Consider the following 24,334-nt stretch of genomic DNA (forward strand, 5'->3'; position numbering starts at 1 on the left):
TCTGAATCGTCGTCATACAGTTCAGTGCGTCAGGGCCCGAACTGTTGTCCCCGATCGCCGCAGTCATCTGTCGCATGTTCGGGCATACTCCGAGCCAAAGGGCGTACCGCGTGTTTTCGACCCGCACTAAAGCTCGGCCCAACACGTGCGTCACAATCAGCAAAAGCACGATTACAAAGTTTCGCATCAAGCGCTCCTGCTTAGCGAGTCGTCATGTGGCGTTCTTCGGTGCATCTACGACACTTTTCAACACGTCCATCGTTTTACTCTGAAGGCGCTCCATATGCTTCGGCTCCGGGCGCCACATACCGATCGCATTGCGCGCGATGTCGAAGCCGATCTGAAAGATGATCGCCAACGCCTCATCCGAGGTCGGAAACGTTGCCGCGTTCTCATCCGTTGCGTCGACGTCTTTCCGCTGCACGGCAACCAGTGAATCCGTGCGCCCCGTCTCGACGAGCAACACACACCAGCCGCCGGCGATGCGTTGAAGCATGAAGTCCGAAATGAGGCCCCCCGCGCGCTGGGCGCTTGCGGCTTCGACAGAAATGGTACGAACTTTCATCACGTGATTCAACGGTCCTATTTTTCAGTACCACGAGCTGAACCCCGACAGCTATTCGAGCGAGGAGTGATTGAAACGCCGCGAAGTGATCGGCCGCAACGGTTCACAGGAAGTCAAGGGGCACGCCGGCTCTCCGAGTGTCAAAGTACAACGAGCCGCGCATTCGCCTCGGCGAGCCGAAACCCGTCCGGATCGAACGGCTCGCCCAACCACTCGAGCAGTTCTCGCTTTTCGTCGGTCATCCGGCCGGCGAGCGTGCGCAGCAACTGCGCATAGCCGGCCGGTCCGCCACTGTCCTCGGGTGGGCACGCCCCGGCGCCGGCGACGCAGCGCGGATAGCGCGCGTCCGCGGTCGCCGGCCCAATCGCCTCGATCGTGACGGCGTGGCGCCAGTCGTCGTCGAGGTCGTACGTGTAGGTCAGCGCCGCACTGATCGCGGCCACCTCGTCGAGCCGCACGTCGGCCGCCCCGCTTGCCAACGGTTTCAGCGCCCCAACCGGCCCCGCAAACCCGAACCCGTAGCGATGCCGGTCGTGCCAGCCCATCGCGGCCTGGATCACGTCGTGCAGCGCGGCCAACGAAATGTCGGCCGGCACTTCGAGGCGACGCCAGACTTCCGGCATCACGTCCTGCAGACTGACCCGCAGGCGCATCACGCGCGGGCCGGGCGGCGCCTCGACGATATCTCCTTCTGCCGACGCCGAACGTCCCGCCCCGCCCGGAAACGGAATCACGTTGCCGGCCGGCACCCGATAGGTCCACGTGCGCTCCGTGCCCACCCACTGCGCATCGATCTCGGCCACGCAATTGTGCAGATGCGCTTCGTCGCGGATCTCTTCGAATAGATCGTCGAGCGCAACGTCAAGTGCCGCCTCGTCTTCGTGCAGCACCTTGAGCGCGTACACGCCGGGCGCGAGGCGTTCGGCCGCGTGATCGGCCAGGATGCCGCCCTCGAGCGCGCGGATCGTCCGCGCGCGCCCGCGCCCGGTGGATGCCACGTTCTCGACGCGCAGCGTGAGCTTGATCGGTGCGCACCGCATCCCGGCCACCTCGTCATCATCGCGCGCAAGGAAGGCGTCGCCATCTTCGTCACCGATCAACTGCGGCGCGAGCGACGCCGATTCGGTGGGCACCGCTCGCGCCTGCTGCTGGTAATAGTCGAGCGCCGCTTCGAGCACGCGCTGCTGCTGCGCCTTCACGTAGATCGACGTGGTCGCGAGTGATGCGTGGCCGAGAATCTGCTGCACCACGTCGATCGGCACGCCGCGCGCGGTCGCATCGGTGCCGAACGTATGGCGCAGCGCGTGCGCGCTGGTCTTTTGCAACTGCGCGGCGTCCCACAGCGACAACGCGCCCCAACGCTGCAGCTCGACCTGCAGCCGCTTGAGCGCCGTCCGTACCAGGCGTCCGAGCGCATCGGGCGTGTAAGAATCGACCTCGGCGACCGGCCGCTCGCCGTGCCGGGCCTGGGCCGCCGCCGTGCCGGGAATCGTCAGCGGTGCCAGCAAGGGCAAGTCGGGCGAGCAATCATCGGTCACTTCCCTGCCGTGCCCCCCGTCCCACGCGAGCCGGCGGTCGGCCCAGTGCGCGCGCAGCGCATCGAGCGTGGCGGGGCTGACCGGCACCGTGCGCACCTTGCTGCGCTTGCCGACCAGCGTGAGCGTCCACACCGATTGCCCTTTGATGCCGTCGACGCGCTTGATGCCGCTGCGCCGCGCACGCGCGGCTTCGGCGCGGCGCAGGCCCGAATCGACCATCAGGCCGATCGCCGCGCGCGCGATCCGCCATTGCGCGGCCGCCTCACCTGGCCGCGCGCAGCGCGCATCGAGCGTGTCGCGCAACGTGCGCAGCAGATCGGGAGACAACGCCCGATCGACCTGCAGCGACCACTCGCGCGTGAGCGTGGCCGGCAGCGTCACTGCGCTGAACGGGTTGCCGGCCAGATAGCGCACCTTGACCAGCCAGTCGAATGCCATGCGCAGCGTGCGCACCGCATAGGCCTGGCTGTCGGCCGACAGCGAGCCGGTAAAGGGACGCCAGCGGCCACTCGCGCGGGGCCGCTTCGGTCCGCAGAAGTCGGCGCTCGGCTGCGCTAAAAAATCCTTGTACGCGTCGCAGTCCTCGACGCGCAGTGACGAGACCGCGACGCCGCGCACCTTGAGCGCCCACAGCACGAAACGCTCGATCTCGCGCGTGTACGCGCGCAGCGTCGCGGGCCGGTCGCGGTAGCGCGCGAGCCACGCGTGGAGGGCGGCCAGGTCGTGCTCGGCGCGAATGAACGGAAACCCCACCGCGCGGTTGGTGCCGCTCGCACCCGACAGCTCGACCGGCGCGGCCAGCCGCTCGAGCGGTGCGAGCCCTTGCGTGCCCGGCCCGACCACGATCGCGCGATCGGGTGCGGGCGTGAGCGGCGTCGCGTCGACGTCGGCATCCACGCGCGCGCCGAGCGTCGCCTCGTGCCGGCGCAGCCAGACCACCAGCGTCTTCGCGCGCAACGGACCGATGCGGGGAATCGAGCGCCACCAGCTGCCGCCGAGCCGGTTGCAATACGCAATCAATTCGCCGAGCGTCGCGATCCCCTCCCCGATCAGGCGCTGCGCGACGAGTGGCCGGAACCACAGCGTGAGCGCGTGATCGGCCGCGGGCGCAGCCGCGGCGAGCTTGGCCGCGTCCTCGACCATGCGCAGCGTCAAGGCGGTGAGCTTGGCTTCACCGTGCTGCCGCATCGACGCGCGCAGGTGCTCGGCCAACGCCGCGGAACCGTTCAGGAGCGCCAGACGCACCAGCGCGTCGCGCATCGCGGTCAGATGCCGCTCGACCGCGTCGGCCTCGGCCGGCACCGCGCCGTCCTCGACGTCGTAGAAGCGACGCGCGATGGTCGCCGCGGGAATGCCTTGGATGCGCGCGCGCAGCGCCGCGAAGTCGGTGCGCGTGTAGGTCGCCGGCGGCGGCACCGTGAGCGCTTGCGGGCGATTAGCCATCCGACGGCGCTCCCGCGTCCGGGCCGATCACGCAATAGCTGTGGCGCTCGAGCAGCGCGATCGCATCGCGGATCTTCGCGTGGCCGAGCACACGCTCGCGCTCGCGTGGTTCAGCGGCCTCAAGCGCGGCCTGCTTGGCGGCCCGCACCGATCCTGGATGCGGCCGTTGCGCCCCGCAGGAAGTCCCCTTGGGGGACACGCTGGTCCAAGTGTCGGGCGCGAGCCGGTACCCGCGGGCGCCACCGGGGCCGACGTCCGGCCCGATCCGGCCCGCCTGTGCCCCACTCGGCACGCCGGCCTGCAGCTGATCCTGCAGGCGCCCGAGTTCAAGCGGACTGCACGCGTCGCTGGAGCACGGTGCGAGCGTGAACCCGGCAGCGCCCGCATTGACTCGGGCGGGCTGGCCGAGCGCATCGAGCAGGGTGCGCCCGAGGGTATCGCGCCGGGTGACGCGTGCGGGCAGGTGGGCGGAACGGCGGAGCACCATGAGGGTCGGCGGGCTAAAAGGGAGTGGCCCTAAATATTCAAATCGCAACTGCTGTATTCTAGCAATTAAACAGCAGGCTGCTAATAGGAGTTAGCAGACAAGAGCTGCCGCTAAAAAAATCGGGCCGCCTCGTTCTCATGTCGGCGGCCCGCATTCAACCCAACTACTCCGGCGGTCAGGCTGTCTAGGCCCGAAAGACCGCCGCGCATCCAGCATAGGCGCTGCTGGACCGGCCAGCAAGGCCGATTTCGAGGGTGACGATCCGCCTCTCTCCGCCCTCCCCTGCTCGGCTCGAGTCAGATGCCGGCCGGGCAAGTTCAATGCCGCTCTCCATCCATGTGGCGTCGCCCCCGCTATCCGGCGCAACGTCTGATGCGCAGAGTTATCAGATGTGGCATTTTTGCACCCGGCTCGACGGCCGAAATACCGTGCTGTATAAAGATATATCTCCATACAGTACGGTTTGACGATGCCCTTCTTCACGCCGGCCGATCACGACGCGGCCGTGCAGGCCATGCTCGCGCACCCCGATCTCGGCAGCCGGCACCTGCGCGGCCTGATGAGCGGCATCAAGCGCCGGGCCCGGGCGCGAGCGGTGATTGCGTTCGTCCAGGCGATCGCCCCGCCCCCGCCCGACGCGACGATCACCACCACGCGGCAGCTGATGCGCGTGCTGTTCGGCCACGCGGTGTCGGTCAACGACCTGCACCGCCACTTCGCGACGCCCGGGCGCCGCGCGGACGACCGGGCCGATGCCGAGGCGCTGGTCGCCTGGCTGGCGGACCACAGGGAGCGGCTGACGGCCGACGCCGAGGCCGAAATGGTCGAGCTCGAGATCGCCTGGCAGCAGTTCACGGCGAGGGCCGCGGCGGCCGCCGGCGCGATCCGCACCGCTGGCCGGGCCGAACGCCACGGCGAGGCGTAGTTCGCCAAGCCGTATGCTGTATGGAGATATATCTGGATACAGGATCGAGAAACCCATGAAAAACCCGACCGGAGCCGCGTTGGGGGAAGTATTTGCGTGATCAAGCGGACCGTCTTGGCATACCAATAGGGAGAGTTCGACATTGACGGTGCGCCACCACAACCCGGCCGCAGCCGGGTTCAGGCATTCACGTCGGTCAGTCGCCGCACGCGCGATGCGCGTTGAGAAACGCGAGCGGCCCGTCAATCGGAAAGAACAGCCCCTCGTTCGTCATGGTCCCGTCGACGAGTTGGCCGTCCTTGATGAGCTGAATGTCGAGGTTCGGCTCGACATAGCGCCCCTCGTTCGCGATCTCGCGTTCTCGCGGGGACCACAGTTCCTCTGCCTCGCAGTTCTCGAGCCCCACCCATTGGCCACTCGCCAGAAACAGCCCGATCCACTTCAGCTTTCGGCCATCGTCCGTCGTCACCAGCACGAGCCGGCGCAAGGTCCCCTTTTTAGTCGCCAGCTGGATTGGTGAAGCGCCGAACGTCGACTCAAGAATCGGATCGTGCTCGATCAGAAAGTGGAACACCTCAGACGTCGGCTTCGCATCGAATTGCTCGACGACGGCCGCCGCGTAGGCGATCCACTCATTCAGGACCGCCTGCTGTTGGGCGATCACGTGCTGGGCTTCCGCGTCCGGATGGAACTGCTGATCCGGGTGCTCGGCTATCTTTCGGTCCATCAACGCCTGACGGTCGGCATAGCGTTGGTAAAACTCGGCGCGCAGTTCGCGCAAGCGGTGACGGGCGGCCTCAAGCTCGGCGGTCGGTTCCATGGGACGGTTCGTTGCGTAAGGTTTCAGGATGCATCAATGGGTGCGCCGGCGGCCGACGCGTGCCGATCAAGTCGTCGGCGCCGCGTCGATCTCCGCCAGACTGCCAATGCTTCGACCGGACTCGGGGTCGAAATAGGGGCTGATAAACAGAAGCGTGTCGACGTCGTAATCGAGCACGCGGACATTGCGCTGCACACACTCCACACCGAGCGGGCCGGCGTAGCGGATCGGGGTGGCGTCGCGCGCCTTCAGGAGACGCTTCGTTGCAGCGGCGTGAGCCAGAACGCGATCGCGTAGGGTCATGGTCGGTCCCATCAAAGTGAAAACGTCGATCGTACCTGTGAAAAAACGGACCGCTCGACACCGTTTTCCTACACGCGGTACAGCGCTGCTTTCCTTCCTGCGAAGTCTGGTCCACACATTACGTCGCCGGCCGCAGCCGGTTTTCGATCGGCAGCCCAGCGACGCGGGTAAATTCAGCCGTGTTGGCCGTGACTTGGGATGGCGTCGACGTCCAGCGCATGCGCGGCGATCAGCATGTCGTTGGCGGCGATGCGGGCATTGCTTCTCGAGCTCGGCCCGCAACCGTCCAGAGCACCGGTTCAAGAGTGCTCGAGACTCTATTCTGCTTCACGAAAGATATCAATGCGGCCGAGCAGAGTTGGTCTTGCCCCACCTACTGAGGCCCCACTAAAAATCGCACCCGCAAAGGCTTTCGGACTTGCGGTTCTCGGTCCGGACTTGACCGCAATGTGGTCAAGTCACGGGGGCGCCACTATCCCATTAGCGCTCGAACTCTTTTGATATCTTCAGGAGTAGAGCGCGCTTTCGCCGGGTGAAGTCAGAAAAGTCTGGGGCGGGGACATCCCATAGAGGCCTCCAGCGCAAAGTGCGCACGCTGACTGATGGGCTAGGCGAAGCGGGTGCGGCCACCATCTCGTAGCGCCTTGTTGTGGGACGGCGAGTGTTCTAGTAGAACACTCCAGCGAAAGGGCCAGCAAAGTGTTCTACTAGAACACCAATAAAAACAGCCCGATCGGCTAGCCAGATCGGGCTGTTTTGGTCAGACTGACCATCTGTTTAAGTCGAACCTTGGCGGACTCTTATCATCTGCGGCGCCTATTCCCCTACTCGTTTTCCGTGAATAGCCCGGTAACGAACGAGCGGATTCTCCCCTCCATTTCGGGCGTCAAGGCGCCTGCCTTGATCTTTACCGAAAGCCCCCCTGCGTCCTTTGTTATTGACCCTGCTTGCGCCTTCCCCGAGAAAATCTTCTCAATGCTACGGTCAGTAACCGACCCCGACTTTCCTTCATTGTCTATTGCATCCTTCAAGGCCTTCGCGAGCTTGGTTTGATCCAGATCCCCAGCAACCACTCGCGCCCATAATTCCGACGCAATCTCATGCGCGCGCCGGTCCTTATTCTTGAGTACCGCTGCCAGATCAAACGCTCCGTTCGAGCCGAGGAGGCGTGGGTTAATCTCTAGATCGCGAACAACGAATTCGGGCAGTTCCCCAAAAGCTAGGTACCGGTACAGCATAGTGCGGTTGAGTCCTAACGCTTCGGCCATCCGCTTCTTATTCGGAAACTCCTTCTCCGTATCCCGGATTGATCGTGAAATCTCGTAATCGGACAGGTCATCCCGAACGACGTTCTCAACCAACGCGAGCATTGCCATCTCCTCGTCGGAGATGTCAACGAGTGTGACCTTGATCGTTTCCATTCCGATCATCTTGTGCGCCCGCCAGCGGCGCTCGCCGGCCACAATCTGGTAGCCTGTCTTGGCTTGACGTACCACAATCGGTTGCGCCAAGCCGGCCTCGCGGATCGATTCCGCAAGTTGGGTCATCTTCTCTTCGTTGAAGATTCGTCGAGGCTGCCAAGGGTTGGGCACGATGTCCGCCACGGGAAGCACCGAAGACGGCCCGGTCTTTTCCAACTCTTCGATCCGACGGTTAGCGTTTGCCAACGCTGCGGCCATCCCGGGCGCCGTCCGAGCACTCGCCCCATTGGTTTCGGTAGGCGTATCGTATTCGCTCGTCGACTTCATGTTCGCCGTCTTGGCTTTCATGCGTTCACGGAGGTTGCTCATTCTGCGCCCCTCCATTTCGCAACGTACTGGTCGTCGATCCACCGACAATAGTCTGTCAGTGGTTGCCGGATGCGCGAAAGAGTCTTTGCGACCGCATCCCCCCTCGAAAGGTCGAAGACCGTCGAGAATGCAAGCGCGCCGTTGCTCATAACGCTCGATGCCGGGATCTCGATCGGTGAAAGCCATTCCTCATATGACTGCCGGGCCCAATCACGCACAATGTGGGAAGACGACGTACTGGCGTTATCGACCTTCGAAAGAAGTACCGAAACAAAGTCGTAGCTCTTCTGTACTTCGTGCTTCGAGAAGGTCTCCGCCACGGCCGAAAATAACGTCCAGAAGGACACGGACGAGATGAAGTCAAGGCTCTCAGGGACCAGCGGCATCACCAGTGAATCAGCCGCAATCATGCCGTTCATCGTCAAATAGGACAGCGACGGTGCACTGTCTAAGACGATGTAGTCATATCGTGAGCGAAGCGGTTCGAGACCTTTCCGTAGCACTGCCCAAAATTCATACTTTGAGTTGCCAACGACCTGGCTCGGTATAAAAAACTCCGCGTCGTGCATGAAGTTGTTCGCAGGGATGAGGTCGATGCCGTCCCAGTAGGTGCTCTGAACTTTCTCACCGAGCGTCACTTTATCCGGGTCGTAGATGTAGGGCAGCACGGTGTCTTCCCACGTCACATCCTTCTCGGCGTAAAGGCCACAGAGTTCCGACAGTGAAGCTTGGGGATCCAGGTCGATCAGCAATACTTTGCGGCCGCGGAGCGAGAGCCCTTGCGCGATACACATTGCGGTCGTCGTCTTGCACGATCCACCCTTGAAGTTCGCTGTTGAAAGCACTGCGGCGTGGTGAGTTCCTACTCCGGTCTTCACCGGAGATTGCCAGATAGCGGAGGCTTCCTGTACCCAGAGACGCGCCTCCGCCAGCGTGAATAGACGTGAGCGACCATTTCCTTGCGGTTCTCCTGCTGGGAGCGGATTGTTCTCGCGGTTATAGTGGTACTGGATCTTGTTTCGCTCTAGCCCGCACAGTTCCGCAAGTTCGGTCGTGGTGAAGACTGGAGGACTTTTGCGAGGTCGGGGAGCTAAAATCTCTTCCCGAAGGTCCTTCGTCTTCATTTCCAAGCGCGCGGCAAACTGGCTCAAATCAGACAGATTGACTCGCCGCTCAACCGCTGGCAACTCACTCATCTTCATCGTGGGTGTCCTCATCAGTTTCGGGAAAGCCTCGTATTTTCGGCTTTCCACAGAATTCTTGGGTTGGTCGAATTTTTACGACAAACCCAAGAATACGCGCCTGATCCAAAGTTAGCTAGAAAATTCGTCTCCACATCCGTATTTCGGCGTTTACACCTCCCAGACCGTGTGTTTTCGGGCCTTCAGAGGACTCAGCTCGTGTCAATTTGAAGCTTAGGTTCCAACCGGCCTGGGAGGAGAGCAAAGGGGAGCGCGGCAAAAGGCTCACCGCTCGATTGCCGAATCCCATCGCCAAAGCGGCGATCTCGGCGGTTCCGTTGCTTCCTGAGCCTTGATCGACCAGCCAAAGCGCCGCAATTTCGAGCATTTCAGCTAGGCGTCAGTTCGTTCGTTGTTTTAAAAAACAACACCGACAAACTTACAGAGACAACCCATTTGCTTCTTAATCAAAGGCTTAGCGTTGAATCGGTGAGCCTTTTGGCGGCATTGGGGGTGTGAATAGCGGCCTCCAAGAGAGAATTGCCGGCCCAGCAGTGGCGGCTTTGCCGATCGGTGAGGGTTTTGCCGCTCAAACGGTGAGGCTTCTGCCGGTCCTGGGAGCGGCTGAACGCCGGCGGGAGATATGGCCGGTGAGCTTCGTCTCTTGACAGCACACCGAATGCGCGCGTAACGTTCAGCCCCATGATCAATGGATAAGGTGGAAGAGGGGATGTCCGAACGCGGCCAACTTGCCACGTCGCAACAACTGGCTCTGGAACTGTTCTCAGCGGCTGCGGACGAAGGCTATAGGCCGATTGAAACTGCGACGACGGACATCGGGTTCCTGAGGAACAACCTTCTAGTTCGTATACTTGATCTCACCGTCCTCGGAAGGCGGTTGATTGATGCAGCGTATTTCATCGTCGCACAGCGCGAAACCGAAGAGGCAATTTACGACGAGGACCTGGGCTTTTTCAAATGGCTGATGCGTTACCCGGCCGGGAACAGCAACCGCAACTTGCGGGACGCTATTACCGCAGCTCAAAAGGCTCTGATTCAGGTCTCTGGTCCCATCGGTAGCGAAGACACTCATCCCTTTGGCTCGCTACAGTTGATTAATCGTGTTTCGATCGACGACGGCCGCATCCGCTTTCGCGTTCCGCCGGAAATTGTGCCGCTGTTGCGAGGGCCGCAGAAAACCCACTGGCTGAGCCTGCGAGTCACAACGCAGTTCAATACGACATTCGCTCGGGTGCTCTATGATCACCTGATGCCTTATGCGTCCGAAGACGAGGTCGTTACGGATTTTTTTTCGACCGAAGAGATGAAGGGCTGGCTCGACAGTAAAGCAAGTGGGCCGGTCGAATACAAGTATTTCAACCGGGACCACATTGAGCCTGCGATCAAGCAGATCAACCAACACTCGCACCTGGAAATTACTCGGCTCCGCTCGGACACGAAAAACGTGCCGGGAACGCGAAAGACCGGCTTCACTCGCTTTCGAATCAAGCGGAAAGCGCCACTAGATACATTATTCCATGTTCCCAATGACCGGATCGAGGTGTACCGTCTGTTGATGGACGGTGCGGGACTCTCGCAAACGGACATAGACAAGATCGACCAGGACCGCGCGTTTTACACGGTTGAGCGATTGCGGAATGCCTACGACTATACCAAGGCCAAGGCCGAACAAGGAAAACTCAAAACGGTCCGTGGGTACTGCATGGACGCGATCAAAAACGGCCGCAAATTGTCCGAGTTGGAGCGTGTCAACGCCCAGGCGCAACAAATTCTCGACCTTGACGAGCAGGTAAAGGAAGCCTCAGCGCGCGCTCGTGATGTTCAGCGCGAGCTGCATGTGTCGGCCGTTGAGTTGGCGGCACGCGACAGAAATACCAGTCAGTCCGAGCAAGGGATCGCGCTATTTATGGCTGCATCGCCAGAGCAACAGGACGAGTGGTTTCGCGAATTCGTCCATGCGCCGACTAATGGCTTCCTAATGACCCGCAACGGAATCGACAAACGCACGGCGACTGTTGACGATATTCTTGCTGCGCCCTTGCTGCGTGGGGGGCTCGGACAAAGCGTCTTCATGAAGACCCGAGCTGTGGCTCGAAAAGCCACTGGCCTCTAACTCACATACTTCGTCGTTACCAGCGCTTCAAGGAGCTAAGTCCGATGACGAGTTTGATCGCGATTGGGCACCGGCCCTGCCTTCGGCTTGCCACACACTGCAACCCGGGGCAGTGACGCGCAGACCCCATCTGGTTGGTGCCTACCTCTTGTGATGATGTTCGCAGTGCAGCGCGCCGCGGATGCATTTGCGGCCCAATTTTTCTTTGAGGTATTCGGGCTGTCGACCAGATTCAAGCATGTCGATAGCCTCGAGGATTACTGGGTCCTGATCACAGTAGCACTCGTTGGCGATCCGAGGATCACGAATTACAACCCGTGGTTTCCACGCTATCGCATCCGGCGGGCGATCTACCCGCCTACGCGGCGACTGATTGCAAAGCTTCGTGCTGGTATTAAAAGCCAGTCGACCGTCGCAGTAGCGCCCGTCCCATCAAAGACCTGGGGTTTCGCATGCGAAACCGCGGCCGAACCACCCTCACAGGGGTGGTGCGCCTCGCACCCCCGTCCCGCCAACGCTCTAGTGCTCTGAATCCGAGCGGCCGGCGTCTCAGCGCGCCAGCGCCGGTTCAGGCCGCCGGCCCTTCAAGTGTTCGATCAGATGTGCGTCAAGCTCGCCACCACTTCATCGAGGCCGGGATGGCCGATGTGGAGCTGGCGACTGCGCCGATCGGCGCCACCGAGGCCGGACTTGGTTGAGTGCTGCGTGCGATAGACCGCTACCATGGATCGACAAACGCACTTGCTTTCGAACGTTTCGTATCATAACGTATCGTATCAATCATATCGTATCGTAACGAGGTCAATAATGGGTCGCGAAGCTACCATCACCGCAGAACAGGTCTACGCTATCGCGGACACGATGAAGGCCGAGGGGGTCAAGCCGACCCTGCGCGGTGTCCGCGAACGGTTGGGCGGGGTCGGCAGCATGGGCACGATCACCAAGTTCCTCCAACGTTGGAAAGCGGGACAGGACCAACAGCCCAGTCCGACCCTCGCGGTGCCGGCGGCACTGCAGCGCGCGATCGTCGATTGGATGGCTTTGGAGCTCTCGGCGGCTCGAGCGACACTCGAGGCCGAACTCGCTGATCTCCAGCAAGCGGCCGCCGATCTCGCCAGCGAAAACGAACGACAGGCGGATCTCATCGCGACCCGTGACGACGAAATCGAGGCCCTGTCGATCGACAAGGCCGAAGCCGAGGGTAAAGCCGGGCAATTGGCCCTCGATCTCGCCGCGGCGCGGGATGAGGCCGCGCGCGAGCGCCAGGCGGCCGAACAAGCCCGAACCGAACTCGCGAAGGCACTGCTGCGTTTGGAGGCGATGCCGAGATTGGAAATGGATCTCACGGCCGTGCGAGGCGAACTCGAGCGGGAACGTCTGGCGCGTATTGCTGCAGAACAATCGGCCGCCGTCCTTGACTCGCAGAAGACTGATTTGAGTGCGCGGCTTGAGGAGGCGAGAGCGCTCACCGAGCGTGCCGAGGCTGACGCGGAGCGAGCGCGATCGGAGGCGAGGGTGGCCGGCGAACAGGCGGCGCAATTGCGCGGGCAAACTGGACGCCGACCGGCGAAGCGGGTCAAAACGAAGTTGTCGTGATGACCGGCGAGGCCGCGCAAGAGGCCTTGCCTCCCGGCTATGCACCGGATGTGTCGCGCACGCGGTGCGCCCCCGTTCTTGGAGGCAAGAGGGCGAGGGTGGTGCGATGGGGCCTGGGCTTGCGAGCAGGAAGCGCAATGACCGTTAGTTGCATAAAAGATCTCATTCCCACGCCTCCCTTACCCCAGACGAGGGCGCACCCGCTTGTAAACAGAAGCCCCTGTCGATATACTGGGCGCACGCCTGAGACAACAGGCGTCGGGTTTGGCGACCCGTACAATCAAAGCGCACAAGACCGCGCCCTGCGGTCTTTTTTGTGCCGATGGCCTCTGCGCGCCGCTTCTATGGGCGGGCCTCGGTGGGGAGACCTTACGGTCTGCCGGTTTCTTTGATTGCCGGTTCGCCAACCCTGCCTTGTGCCCGCTCACCCCATTTGGCGATGGGAAGCGGGGTCAACCGCAAATCAAAGAGGCTATCTTGAACAACATCGCGCCTGCGTCCGGGCAGCTATCGCGCTGCCTACCGTTCTCTTCGTCCCGCGCCTGCGGATGGCTGCTCGCCACGCTTGCGAGTGGCACATCGCTATGGATCTCCGTCGTCGCCGGCATCGAGCGTGGCGGGCTTCCGGTCGAGCGCGCGGTGTGGGCGGCTGTCGGCGTGGTCCTACTTCTCGGTGCACACCTGATCCCTGCGCTGTCGCGCGGCGCCGGAGCGAACGTCCGCCTGCTCGCGATGGCGTTATGGATCGTCTGCATGGTTAGCACCGGATATGGTCACGCCACGTTTTTCTTGGCTGCGCAGCGCCACGCGGGTGACGTGAGGGCGACGACGCTCCATCGCAGCGTCCAGGCGGCCGATGCACCGCCGGCCGCTGGCCGCAGCCTGGCTGAGATCGCGCGCGATCAAGCGCGCGTGACGCAGCAGCTCGCAGTCGCCCGCAATTCACGATGCACGACCCGCTGCGAACAACTCGCCGTTCGGCGCGAGTCGCTTTCCGCGCAGCTTGCTGCCTTCGACGTCGAGGCAGCCGAAGGTCGCCGGCGCGAACAAACCATCGACCGGATGCGAGTAGCGAACGAACGCCAGGAGGCGCGCGAAGAACTGGCTCGAATCGATCCGGTCACCGCGCGGGCGGCGGCTTGGCTGGACGTTTCTCGCGAAACCGTCGACCTTGCGGTTGCACTCATCTACGGCTCGGTGCTCGAGTGCGTGGCATGCCTCTGCTGGCTGCTTGCGCTGCCGCCGGCCCGGCGCGATGCCGGCGGCCACCCGCAGCCTTCGATCGTGTCCGATTCCAGCGTGGCTGCCGCGAGTCACGTCCCAGTCACGACATCCCGATGCCGCGTCGAGGCGCAGCCCGCACCGGCCGCGGCAAGTAACGCCCCGGTCACGTCGAGTCACGCGGTAGACGCCGCCGCGACTTATCCGTCGCGCGATGGGTGCACGGGGCGCGTCACGCACTCCGACTTGGTGGTTCTCACTCATGCAATCGCGGAAGGGCAGCTCCGGCCAACCGTGAAGGAAATCCGGACGTTTTTGAAGTGCTCCCAAGACAAGGCGATGCGGTTGCGGCGCCAGTTCCTAGAGGTGATGAGCGAAGCGCCCAGCGGCGAGCATCGTTCAGACGCCCGGGTATTCGCCGGGCAACGTCCTCGGCTCGTGCATTCGGGTTCCGGCCGGCCACGGGCAGCGTAGAGGGCGCGGGATGAACATGCACTTACGCGCTGCTGAGCGTAAGTGCCGCCGTTGTTCATCATTTGCGGACTGCCTGAAACGAAGGGTGGTTCGACGCTGCTGGTGCGAGAAGGCCTGCACGTGTGCCCGCCAGTGCCGAAGCCATGCTCTTGCGACGTAACAATCATTGACTATCTGTCTGGAGCAGGCCGCCTAGAATGAGTTATCCTAATCGTCATATGATCTAATACCCAGATTTCGCGTGTATTGATGACCTCCGCAGTCCATCGATTCGACGGCATGGCGGCGGCGAACGACGAACAGCCTGTCTTCGTTCTGACGACGCCAAGGTGTGAAAAGGTGACGTCCGTTTTACTCGTGACTGAATCTCGGCCCGCGCATCATGCCAGACCAAGGCGATCCGGCCGCACGATCGTCGGGCCGATGAAGACCAATTTGCGCAACGATGCCTGCGGCCCATGCGGCTGCATCCGGAAATGCGGTCGCCGCCAATGGCCCCGCACTTCGTGGTGCGGGCCGTCCGTCGGGACGTTGTTCGCCGACTCGGCATCAAGAATTGCAGGCCCGACGACATGCCGATCGTAGAGTTGCTCGATCTCGGCGAGCCGCTCGGCACGCTTGCGCTTGCCAAGCCCAGCAAAGTTGCGCGGTGCATTCGAATACGCTTGATCATGCACGACCTGCGCATCGCGCGCGTTCAGATACAGTAGCATCTTGATCGCATAGTCGAGCGCGTGGCGCCACAAAGAACGGGCCTCCGCGTCGTCGGTATACACCGAATCCTGGAACGACTCGTCCAACAGGGTGTGAATGGTCTTGTCCGGATCGTTCAGCGACAGGCTGATCGCGTCCATCATGACCATCGAGCCCACGTCCTTCCGATAGGTCCACGTCGCGAAACCCAAGGCACGCGCGGTCCGGAAGATCGCGATCGCCTCCACTTCGCCCGTGCGGCCCCAGCGAACCGGCTCGGGAATGATGCACAACGTATCGGCAGGCAATGTCAGCATGCCGATCGGTACGTCGTCGGCAATGTATGCTGCGTCGAGCAGCCGGTGCAGGGGTGGAGTCGGTTCATAGAACACGCCGTTGCGGACCTCAAATGCCAGCCACACGGCGCTGAATTGCGCGAGCATCCGGACCTGTTCGGCGGAATAGCCGTCTGCGCCGTCGGGTAACAGGTCGTGCGTGAACTGATCGATGTAGCGGACCAGCGCTATCAGGCCCCACGTCTGCAATGCTTGAGTCAGCGATGGAGACACAATTGCGTCGACGGTGTCGCGCAGCTCGTGCCAGGCGCTCATCGCACCAGTGACGCGGTACCGGATCAGGCCAGGCAAGCGAGCCAGCTTCGGATCTGCGGTGTCACCGGCGCGCCGCAATGCATCCACGAGCTGGTCGCGGATGATGGCCCGTTGGCTCCGCGCATGTTCCTCGCCCGTCCGTGGCCGTTCGACCAAGGGCGAATGCCGACGCCGTTTAGCGTAGAGGGCAACGGCGGTGGCGTCATGCCGGACCTCGATAATCATCGTGCTGGCGCGGCCGCGAGAGCGGCCATCCCACCCAACCTGCAGGCGCAGATGGTCGCCGAGGACCATCGTTGCGTCGGCGGGCGACACCGGCATCGTCACCCACTCGATCAGCTTGGGGCGGATTTGCTGCCAGATTCCGTCCAGCAATCCTTCCCGATCTTCTCCGTCGTCCGGTTGGAGCGCGCCGGTCGTCACCCATAGGGTCACGCCGGGCAGCAGCCCCACGATCCGGACCGGTTGTCCGTTCAGCGCCATCGAACCCATCAGCGCAACCTGGAACAGGTCGCCGGTCGAGAGCGTCGCGCCATCGCGAAGGACAACGTGTGATCCTGATTGGAAGGCCAACGAATTGACGTCGACCTCACGAGAATTCACCTGGTGCACCCGAAGCCTTCCATTCGTGATCGTGCCGCGTGACGGCAGCGAGTTTTCGCTGGATTATTTGCCGAAGTCGCTCGCGTCAATCCAGCCGTCGATTGCGAGCATCAGCATCGTGCGACCCTTCTGGTGATCGGCGAGTTGCGATGCCAAGCCAGGATAGACCTGTTGGACATCAGCAGATTTGCCCAGTCGGCCACATCAACAGGACTGAACGTATACGCCACCTCGGACACCGTCGACCCCATCGCGTTCGACGGTTCGGTGAAGCTCACCAAGCAAATCCTGAATCGGACGATAGGTCTGCATGAAAGCTTTCTTACCTCACTCTTATGCGCATGCTTCACCTCCGACTCGGCTGAATCAGAAACGAGAACATCCTGCTTTCAGGTTAGAACTGAAGATCCACCTTTACGGCACGTGGCGCATTCTCCGGCGGATCCTCCGGAGTTAGACGGCTAACAAAATCCTGCAGAGTGTCGGTGATTCTAGTTAAGCCTGTACCGTGTGGTGGCAAGCCAGGACCGACCTCGCTTTCATGATCCCAGAATTCGACCGAATGAGCGCCGCCCGATGGCGAAATCCTCAGGCAGACTTGGTTCCCACCCGGCGCTTCTCCGATTGGAATCCAATCAGCCGGAATACGGCCCTTATACGTCTCAAACCTCTCGAGCATCGCCGATCCGTATTTGCTCGACAGTCCGTAGAGAAAATCTAAAGAATCGGTGCCGTCGTCTGCTGCCCAGGGTGACGGTTCATCAGACCGAAACTTGATGAGCGAATTGAACTCTATGTCCCCGCCGAAATGCAGCAGCAAGTTTCTATAGTCGTCCGGAAGCGGTCCAACCTCAGCCTCCAAGGAAGCTAAAAGTTGCATCTTCCTTTCCGACGACAATTCGTTAGGGATTGCTCCGAGTTGCGAAAGTTTGTCTAGCATCGCGCCTTCCTCATATCTGCCGCAGATCCCGTGTGCGGGACATTTCCATGTAGATCAGATGGAATGAACTGAATTTCCGTCGCACTCAAATGATGGGGCGTAAGTCCCTTCTCTTTCAATAGATTCTTGGCAGCGTTCGCACTAATTCCTTTGATTCGACCAAGCTCAGCATAGACCGTTGGGAAATCAGCCCGCGTACCGTTAAGTACGTCTTTCTCGAAGGTTAGCGTACCCTTTGACCATGCAGAGAAGTCAGGGCGTCCCCCCTTGAAAGGAATCGGATCATTGCCTGTAATGGCATTTACTTTCGCATTGTCAGAATACCAGTTGCTGTTCCCAGGTTCACCGTCCCAGCGGCCGTTGGTGCGTGGCAACCTATCGGCCGCCCAGCCCCACGGGTCAATCCATACGATCGAATTCGGCCCGTACTGATACAAGTTCGTCCCACCGATCAGCCCAATCGGATCCGGATTGATGAAGCGTCCGATATCCGGATCGTAGAACCGGAAAGTGTTGTAATGCAGCCCGGTCTCGCGATCCAGATACTGCCCCTGGAAGCGCAGGTTCTGCGGCCGCGGCACGTGCGTCGGCACGGGGGCCGCGGCCTGTGCTTCGCCCCACGCCGGCGTCGGCCGCTGCGGCGCTCGCGCGATCCATTCCTCCTGAACTGCGTTGCCCCACACCTTGTAGCGAGCCTGCCAGACCAGTTCGCCGCCGACGTCGGTCAGCTCTTCGGGCAACCCCGACACGTCGTTATGGAAATAGTAGACGGTGTCGCGCGCATCGTCATCGTTCGCCGCGGGCGCCGCCTGATCGATCCGCGCGAGCGGTACATAGCTGTCCGGCTCGTATAGGTACGTCAGCGCCTCTTCGCCGAGGCGGTCGTGATAGATCTCCTGTACGAGTCGCATGCCGTCCCACAGGAAATCCGTGCTCGTATAGCTGCCGTTGAGCTTGCGGATACGACGGCCGAACGCGTCGTATTCGAAGTGCGTGGTCGACACGCCGAGCCGGTCCTTCGTCACGACGGTCTTCAGCTGATTCCAGTCGTCGTATTCGAGCGTCTGCTCTCTGGCGGGGCCGTGGCCGCTCAGCTTGCGCACGAGCCGCCCGTATGCGTCATACTCGAAGCGCTTGTCCTCGAACATCCTGAGCCGGTTGTGTTCGACGTAGCCGCCCGGGTGGTCGCTCGATACCAGGTTCGCGGCGGCATCCCAGCGGAACACCTCGGACGGCAGGCCTGGCCCCGTCGCCTGCTCAATGCGGCCGGTCGGGTCGAAACTGTAGCTCGTCGTACCGTAGCGCTGATCGCGCTTCTGGACGACGTCGCCCGCCGCGTCATACTGCCACTGCTTGGCGAGCAGTACGTCCGCCGATGCACCGCGCTGCGCCGCCGCTCGCGCGCGGCGACCAACGGCGTCGTAGCCGAACTGGCTGGTCAGCTTGCCCTGCGTGCGCAGCACCTCGCGGTGCAGATCGTCGCGCTCGATGTCGGCGATCGCGGCGTCGTCGACGCGGATCTGGTGCACGTGGCCGGAGCCGTAATGCAACCAATCGATCGTCTGTTCGCCCGAGACGATGGTGCTGACGCGATTGCCGAGCTCGTCGTAGGTGTGCGCCAGCCATCCAGTCGGCGTGTACTCCTCGAGCACCTCGCCGCGCGCCCCGTATTTCAGGGTAACGCGATTCTTCAGCGACGGATTGCGACCTGTGAGCGCGTACAGTTCGCCCGCTGCGATCCGACCCGCCTTGTCGTAACGGTATTCACAGCGCTCGCGTGTGGCTTGCTTGGCGACGAGCTGACCGATCGCATCTCGTTCGAATGTGGTCTGGAGCTTTCCCTCGCGCAGCGCGATGCCCAGCCCGCGCATATCGTATTCGTACGCGCGCGCGTTGCCGTCGAGCCCGACTTCCTCGATCAGTAAGTCGCGGCGATCGTAGCGGAAGCGATAGGTTTCGCGGTTCTCGTTGGTCAGGCTCGCGAGCCGGAACGCATCGTCGTAGCCGAAGCGCACGACACGATCGGCTGCGTCGGTGCGCGACAGCAGCTGGCCGCGCGGATTCAGCTCGTAGCGTGTGCGGCGCTGGTTCGGATCGACGACTTCGACGAGCCGGCCGGCGTCGTCGTAATGAAACGTCTGGCGCGCGCCGTCGGCGGTTGCGATTGCCGTCACGCGGCCCATCGCGTCGGCTTCGTACACGGTGGCATGGCCGGCGGCATCGGTCACGCGCGCGAGCGCGCCGCGCGCGTCGTACTCGAAACGAGTGGCCTTGCCCGAACAGTCAGTGTAAGAGGTCAGCTGCGCGCGCGCGTTCCATGCGAGGAATTTATAGCCGCCGCGTGCGTCGCGAATCGTGTGCACGAGGCCGCGCTCGTCGCGGTGATACTCGGTCGCGAAGCCCGCTGGATCGCGCGTCATCGTCAGGTTGCCGCGCGTGTCGTAACGGTAGATCCAGCGTGCATTGGTCGGGTCGATTTCCGCGACCGGCAGGTCATAAAAACCGTTCCACTCGGTACGCGCAGTCTGGCCGAGCGCGTCGATGCGAGCGGTCTGGCGGCCACGTTCGTCGTATTCGAAGCGCGTCATATGGCCGGCTGGATCGGTCGCGCTGATCAATTGGCGCATCGCGTTCCACTCGAGCAGCCACACGTGGCCTTCCGCATCCACGTGACGACTCGGTTGCCGATCCTCGTTCCACGTCCAGCGCGTGATGCGGCCGAGTTGGTCAGTGATCGTCACTTCGCGCTGGGTGAGATCCGCATCGAACGTGTAGGCTTCGCCGTCGTCGGTCCAGTGACGCACGACGCGTGCGTCGCGGCCTGTACCCTGCCAGGCATAGAAGCACTGCAAGCCGCCGCGCAGCGTATGCTGGACCATCAGGCCGTGCTCGTATGCGAACTTCCGGCCGGTATGCCCGCTGCGGTCGGTTACGGCGGCCAACTCGCCGGCGTCGGTGTACGCGTAGCGCACCAGCGTCTCAGATTGTTCGCCGTCGACGCCGAGCGTCAGCTCGACCGCGGCGATCCGCTGCGGGTGGGCATCGTCGTAGGCTAGCGTCAACAGGCGCCCAGCACTGTCGTGCAGCCGGGCCGGTCGGGTGACGTCACCGGCCGTTTCGTGCGTCACTTCGATCCAGTTGCCGTTGCGATCCTCGAGGCGCCGCAGCTTCAGCGTCTCCGTGTCCGCAATGGTCCGCGCACGCCCGAAGTCGCGATAGAGGCCGTCGACAGTTTCGACCACGTAGTGGCCGCCGGCGGTGCAGATCAGATACATGCCCTCCGGCACGCTGCAGTGGCTTTCACCGGGCGACACGGCCGGGCACACGATGTCGCGGCCTTGTTCGTCCCAGTAGGTGATCGACACGACTTCGCCGTGTTCGCGCACAAGCTGCAGCTCGACGCTGATCGGCACGCTCCAGCCGGGTCCGAACAGGCTGTCCGCGCGATCGTCGTGACTGCTGTAGAAGCGCCGCCAGACGATCGGCAGCGGGCCTAGCAGTTCGAAGTCCGTGTCGTCAGCGCCGTCAAGGATCTTGCCGCCGGTGATGACGTTGACCGGGTGGCCTCTCATCAGACTGCCGAGGAGGGTGCCGCCGAGACCGGCCAATAGGCCCATCCCGAGGCACGGTAGTTTGCCCTTCAGGTTGCTCCACTTCATATTGCCGCGACCGCACAGCGCGAGCGCAATGCCGATCGCCATGCCGAGCCAGGCAACCCACGGCCGCGCCGCGCTGATATCGCGTACCGTTTTCGTGCCGCCACCCACGAACACGTCGGGTGATCCTTTGGAGATCGTGCCGTCGCAGGTGGTCTTGTCGTCGACGCGCGCCGCGGGTAAATCGTTGATGTAGACGCTGTCCGAACCCTGCGCGATCATCTGCGGTCCAGGATGGTCCTGACATTCGACGGTATCCATGTCGGCGCCGTCGGCCGCACGCGCAGCGTGTTCGCCGTTGATGAACACGTCCGGGGAGCCGCTCTTGATGTGGCCTTTTACTTGCGGCGGTGAAATCGCATTGCCGAGCCCCTTCGCGGCCTCGTCGATCTTGTCGTTCAGCCCCGAGGCCTGCATGGAGGCGGCCACGCCCACGCCAATCGCGAGCACCAGTGGCGTAGCCAGGCCGGCCGTGCCGACTTCCAGCACGGCGGCCGCAGCAAGCAGGGCGCCCTCAGTCAGCAGCCAGCCGATGCCCATGCCGCCCAGCAGCGAGCCCCCCATGCCGATCAGGTCACCCATCAGGGTGGTGTGGGTGAACGGATCGTCCTTGCGCGCGGCGGGCTGACTCATGGGCGGTGGCTATCGGAAACGAGCGAGGGCGCCGTGGGACCGTGCGGGCGCGGCTGGAAACTCTCGAGCATCCGGTTCGCAAGCGCACGCTGCTCGTCGGTCAGCGGCGCCGCGCTGGTCAGCGTCATGATGATCACCTGGCCGCCTGCGTCGAGCTGAAACGCGGTCTGGTGTTGATGAAACGTGCGGCCGTCCTGCTCGTGCGTGGATTCCGTCTGGACGCCCGGGCATTCCGCCCGTCCTACCGTCACCGACCGTCGGGTCTGCACAGTGAGGTCCTTGGCGGTGCGCGACGCCAGTTCCCATTCCCGATCGACGAAGGCGTCGATCGACTCCGCGTCGCGCAGTCGGCCGCGCGACACGACCAGGCTCAAGCCACCCGTCCCGATCGGAAGAATCAGCATGTTGACGGTGCGGTCGAGCGCCGCGTCCGGCAATTCGAAGGTGCCTTCGTGGATAGCGTAGTGCATGGCAGGTCGTAGTCGTGCGTGTTCGCGTTACTTGTTGAGGTCGATGCGCTGGCCGTTGACGGTCACGCCCGCGTCGTTGATCACGATGACCGAGTTTCCGTGTTTGAGGCGGATCTCGTCCGGCGTCAACGAAATCGAACTGTTCTTGACCTCCAGCAGGATTTTGTTGTCGGCCTGGTGGGTCTGCGTGCCTCCTCCACCATCCTTCGCCGGCGTCAGCACCTCAACCGTGGTCGCGGTCGTGCTGCGCTTCAGGGCGATCGTCTCGGTCAGGTTGCCTTGGGGAATCTGCTTTTCTTCGCTGCCGGTTGCGACCAGGACGGTGCGCAGCGGCCCGAACACCTTGTGCGTCTCGCTGTTCTCAACCACGGTATTCATGTCCTTCTGCGCGTGCATGAAGAACTCCTGCTGGCCGTTCACGTCGGAGAAACGCAACTCGTTCGAGCCCGCGCCTTTGTGCGTCTGACTCTTGATCCCCATCGTTTGACCGCCGGCGCCGTGGTACGGATTGCCTTGCTCGCCGTTGTATACGCGGCCCACGATCACCGGATTATCCGGATCGCCTTGATTGAACGCGACGACCACCTCCTGTTTGATCCGCGGAATCGCGGCCGCGCCCCAGCCGTCGCCGGCCCACGGTTGCGACACGCGCACCCACATCGAGTCGGAACCGTCCATCTTGCCGCGCCGGTCCCACAGGAAGTGCAGCTTCACGCAACTGCCGTTGGTGTGGATCTGCTCGCCTTTCGGTCCCACCACAATCGCCGACTGCGTGCCGTGGATCACCGGCTTCGGTGTCACGCGCGGCGCGCGGAACGGGATTTTCTTCGGCAGCAGCGCGAAGCTGTTGCGATACGGCAGTTTTGTGTCGTGCTGCGTGTAGTCGTTTACGGCCTCGTGGCGCACGTGAAGGATCACGTATTCCTGGTTGTTCGCCAGAACTGGGTGACCGGTGACCGTTACGCAGCCCGCCGTGGTCATACGCCACGCGTGGCCGCCGCCGGCGTAACGGTGCGCCTGGGCTTCCTCCGCCTGCATCGCGATGCGCGCGTACCGATTGCCGTCGTCACCATGGTCGTACAGCGACTGGTGCTCGAAGCGTTCGGTCGCGTCGAGCCGAGCGTGCTTGAGGTTCTCCGGACCGGCTTCGACCAGCATCAGCGGCGAAGATGGATTCTGGTGATTGAAGTCACGATAGGCGATTTTGCCGACACCGAAGCGCCGGCCTTCGTATAGCTGATCGATCCCGTTGAATTCGCTCGATTGGCTGTCGGCGTACGGCACCGTATCCATGCCGTCGATCGGCCTGAACATCAGGTTCGTGTCGCCGATCACAAGGATGTGTTTGTCCTTCTGGTAGCGGTGAGTCCAGATCAGCCCCTCCTGTTCCATCAGGCGGGTGCAGAAGTTGAAATAGGATTCCTGATACATCACGACATACTCAAGCGGCTTCTGCTCGGTGCGGATGTCGAATACGAAGTCGGAGAAGCCGTGTTCCTGAAAAATCTCGTTAAGGATGTCCTGCAGGGTCTTGTGCTGGAAGATCCGGCAGTCCGTCGAGCGTGTCAGGAACCAGAACCACGGCACCACCGACATCTGGTACTGCGTGACGCGGCCGGGGTGACTCACCCGATCGAACGCGGCCACATAGCCGTCGAAGTAGCGGTCGTTTTGCGTGTTGCCCGCCGCGACAATGCGCTCGAGCGTCGACTGCCGGGCGTTGTGGTCCAGCTTCAGCTTGATCTGCTGGCCGATCAATTGATCGGGCGTGAGGTCGTGCTGGTGAGACAGCAGGTCGAGGTGGATTTCCGGCAGGCGATTCACGTACTCGTCGACGATGGCCGCGCTGACCAGCAGGACGTCGGGACCGAGCGGCGTGTCGACCGTCACGTACCGATTCAGCTGCGTCAGGCGAGCGGTGCCGGTCGCGTTGTTGAGCGCTTCGGTGACCGCGCTGGGCGCCTTCTCCATCAGCGAGAAACCCGTCTGTGCGAGCTGCGTTGCGCGCTGCACGGTATCGAGATGACCGGCCAATCCCGCCAGCGGGCCAAGCTGTCCGGCGACGCCGGAGGCAAGGGAGCCGGCCAGGCCGCCCAAGGCGCTGCTGACCGGCGTCAAAGCGCCCAGCGCACTGCCGCCGAGGCCGTTCGGGACGCCGCCATTCGGAGCGAAACTCATTGTTCTTCCTTCGTCTCAGGTTCTGTCCGTCAGGCCAGCCGGCCCGAGGCCTCGTTAATGTAGGAGAAATTCG

16 protein-coding genes are annotated in these 24,334 nt (G+C 62.5%); 4 read left to right on the forward strand and 12 right to left on the reverse strand.

Annotated elements, in window-relative coordinates:
* Positions 1–211: 211 nt before the first annotated feature.
* The 3 genes from GD429_RS06510 to GD429_RS06525 all read right to left on the reverse strand — a co-directional run bounded on the left by GD429_RS06510 (position 212) and on the right by GD429_RS06525 (position 4,033).
* Complete coding sequence (locus tag GD429_RS06510; RefSeq protein WP_152856212.1) at positions 212–565, reverse strand: hypothetical protein; 354 nt, start codon at positions 563–565, stop codon at positions 212–214.
* 140 nt (positions 566–705) lie between these two features.
* Complete coding sequence (locus GD429_RS41805) at positions 706–3,546, reverse strand: IS1096 element passenger TnpR family protein (protein WP_321574434.1); 2,841 nt, start codon at positions 3,544–3,546, stop codon at positions 706–708.
* Positions 3,539–4,033 (reverse strand): hypothetical protein, encoded by a 495-nt coding sequence (locus GD429_RS06525; RefSeq protein WP_152856213.1) that lies wholly within the window; start codon positions 4,031–4,033, stop codon positions 3,539–3,541. The genes GD429_RS41805 and GD429_RS06525 overlap by 8 nt, the downstream gene beginning before the upstream one ends.
* 469 nt (positions 4,034–4,502) lie before the next feature.
* Here GD429_RS06525 and GD429_RS06530 point away from each other — a divergent pair, with 469 nt between their 5' ends.
* A complete protein-coding gene (locus GD429_RS06530; protein ID WP_227791560.1) occupies positions 4,503–4,958 on the forward strand; it encodes a hypothetical protein in 456 nt (151 codons plus the stop codon).
* 196 nt (positions 4,959–5,154) lie between these two features.
* Here GD429_RS06530 and GD429_RS06535 read toward each other — a convergent pair whose 3' ends face one another.
* From GD429_RS06535 to GD429_RS06555, 4 genes are all read right to left on the reverse strand, one after another.
* Positions 5,155–5,778, reverse strand: coding sequence for a hypothetical protein (locus GD429_RS06535; protein ID WP_152856215.1), 624 nt, complete (start codon positions 5,776–5,778; stop codon positions 5,155–5,157).
* Positions 5,779–5,844: 66 nt separating this feature from the next.
* Positions 5,845–6,081, reverse strand: coding sequence for a hypothetical protein (locus tag GD429_RS06540; protein WP_152856216.1), 237 nt, complete (start codon positions 6,079–6,081; stop codon positions 5,845–5,847).
* 824 nt (positions 6,082–6,905) lie between these two features.
* A complete protein-coding gene (locus GD429_RS06550; RefSeq protein WP_152856217.1) occupies positions 6,906–7,871 on the reverse strand; it encodes a ParB/RepB/Spo0J family partition protein in 966 nt (321 codons plus the stop codon).
* Complete coding sequence (locus GD429_RS06555) at positions 7,868–9,073, reverse strand: ParA family protein (RefSeq protein WP_152856218.1); 1,206 nt, start codon at positions 9,071–9,073, stop codon at positions 7,868–7,870. Before GD429_RS06555 ends, GD429_RS06550 begins: the two co-directional genes overlap by 4 nt.
* Positions 9,074–9,761: 688 nt before the next feature.
* Between GD429_RS06555 and GD429_RS06560 the strand changes: the two genes are divergently transcribed.
* The 3 genes from GD429_RS06560 (at position 9,762) to GD429_RS06575 (ending at position 14,477) form a co-directional block, all read left to right on the forward strand.
* Positions 9,762–11,186 carry a replication initiation protein gene (locus GD429_RS06560; RefSeq protein WP_124759602.1) on the forward strand — a complete coding sequence of 475 codons (1,425 nt, stop codon included), beginning with the start codon at positions 9,762–9,764 and terminating at the stop codon, positions 11,184–11,186.
* An 807-nt stretch (positions 11,187–11,993) separates the two neighbouring features.
* Positions 11,994–12,782 carry a DNA-binding protein gene (locus GD429_RS06565; protein ID WP_152856219.1) on the forward strand — a complete coding sequence of 263 codons (789 nt, stop codon included), beginning with the start codon at positions 11,994–11,996 and terminating at the stop codon, positions 12,780–12,782.
* Positions 12,783–13,259: 477 nt separating this feature from the next.
* Entirely contained in the window at positions 13,260–14,477 is a 1,218-nt protein-coding gene (locus tag GD429_RS06575) for a twin-arginine translocation pathway signal protein (protein ID WP_152856338.1), read from the forward strand.
* 380 nt (positions 14,478–14,857) lie between these two features.
* Here the strand turns inward: GD429_RS06575 and GD429_RS06580 are convergent, their stop codons facing one another.
* From GD429_RS06580 to GD429_RS06600, 5 genes are all read right to left on the reverse strand, one after another.
* Complete coding sequence (locus tag GD429_RS06580) at positions 14,858–16,393, reverse strand: hypothetical protein (RefSeq protein WP_321574435.1); 1,536 nt, start codon at positions 16,391–16,393, stop codon at positions 14,858–14,860.
* Positions 16,394–16,778: 385 nt separating this feature from the next.
* Positions 16,779–17,324, reverse strand: coding sequence for an SMI1/KNR4 family protein (locus GD429_RS06585; protein ID WP_152856220.1), 546 nt, complete (start codon positions 17,322–17,324; stop codon positions 16,779–16,781).
* Positions 17,318–21,613 carry an RHS repeat-associated core domain-containing protein gene (locus GD429_RS06590; RefSeq protein ID WP_227791561.1) on the reverse strand — a complete coding sequence of 1,432 codons (4,296 nt, stop codon included), beginning with the start codon at positions 21,611–21,613 and terminating at the stop codon, positions 17,318–17,320. The genes GD429_RS06585 and GD429_RS06590 overlap by 7 nt, the downstream gene beginning before the upstream one ends.
* Positions 21,610–22,083, reverse strand: a complete 474-nt coding sequence (locus GD429_RS06595) for a DcrB-related protein (RefSeq protein ID WP_152856221.1) — start codon at positions 22,081–22,083, stop codon at positions 21,610–21,612. The genes GD429_RS06590 and GD429_RS06595 overlap by 4 nt, the downstream gene beginning before the upstream one ends.
* A 27-nt stretch (positions 22,084–22,110) precedes the next feature.
* On the reverse strand, positions 22,111–24,261 hold the full coding sequence (locus GD429_RS06600) for a type VI secretion system Vgr family protein (protein WP_152856222.1): 2,151 nt from the start codon (positions 24,259–24,261) through the stop codon (positions 22,111–22,113).
* Between the last annotated feature and the right edge of the window lie 73 nt (positions 24,262–24,334).

This window comes from Burkholderia sp. BE17, assembly GCF_009362305.1.
Classification (GTDB): Bacteria; Pseudomonadota; Gammaproteobacteria; order Burkholderiales; family Burkholderiaceae; genus Burkholderia; species Burkholderia pyrrocinia_C.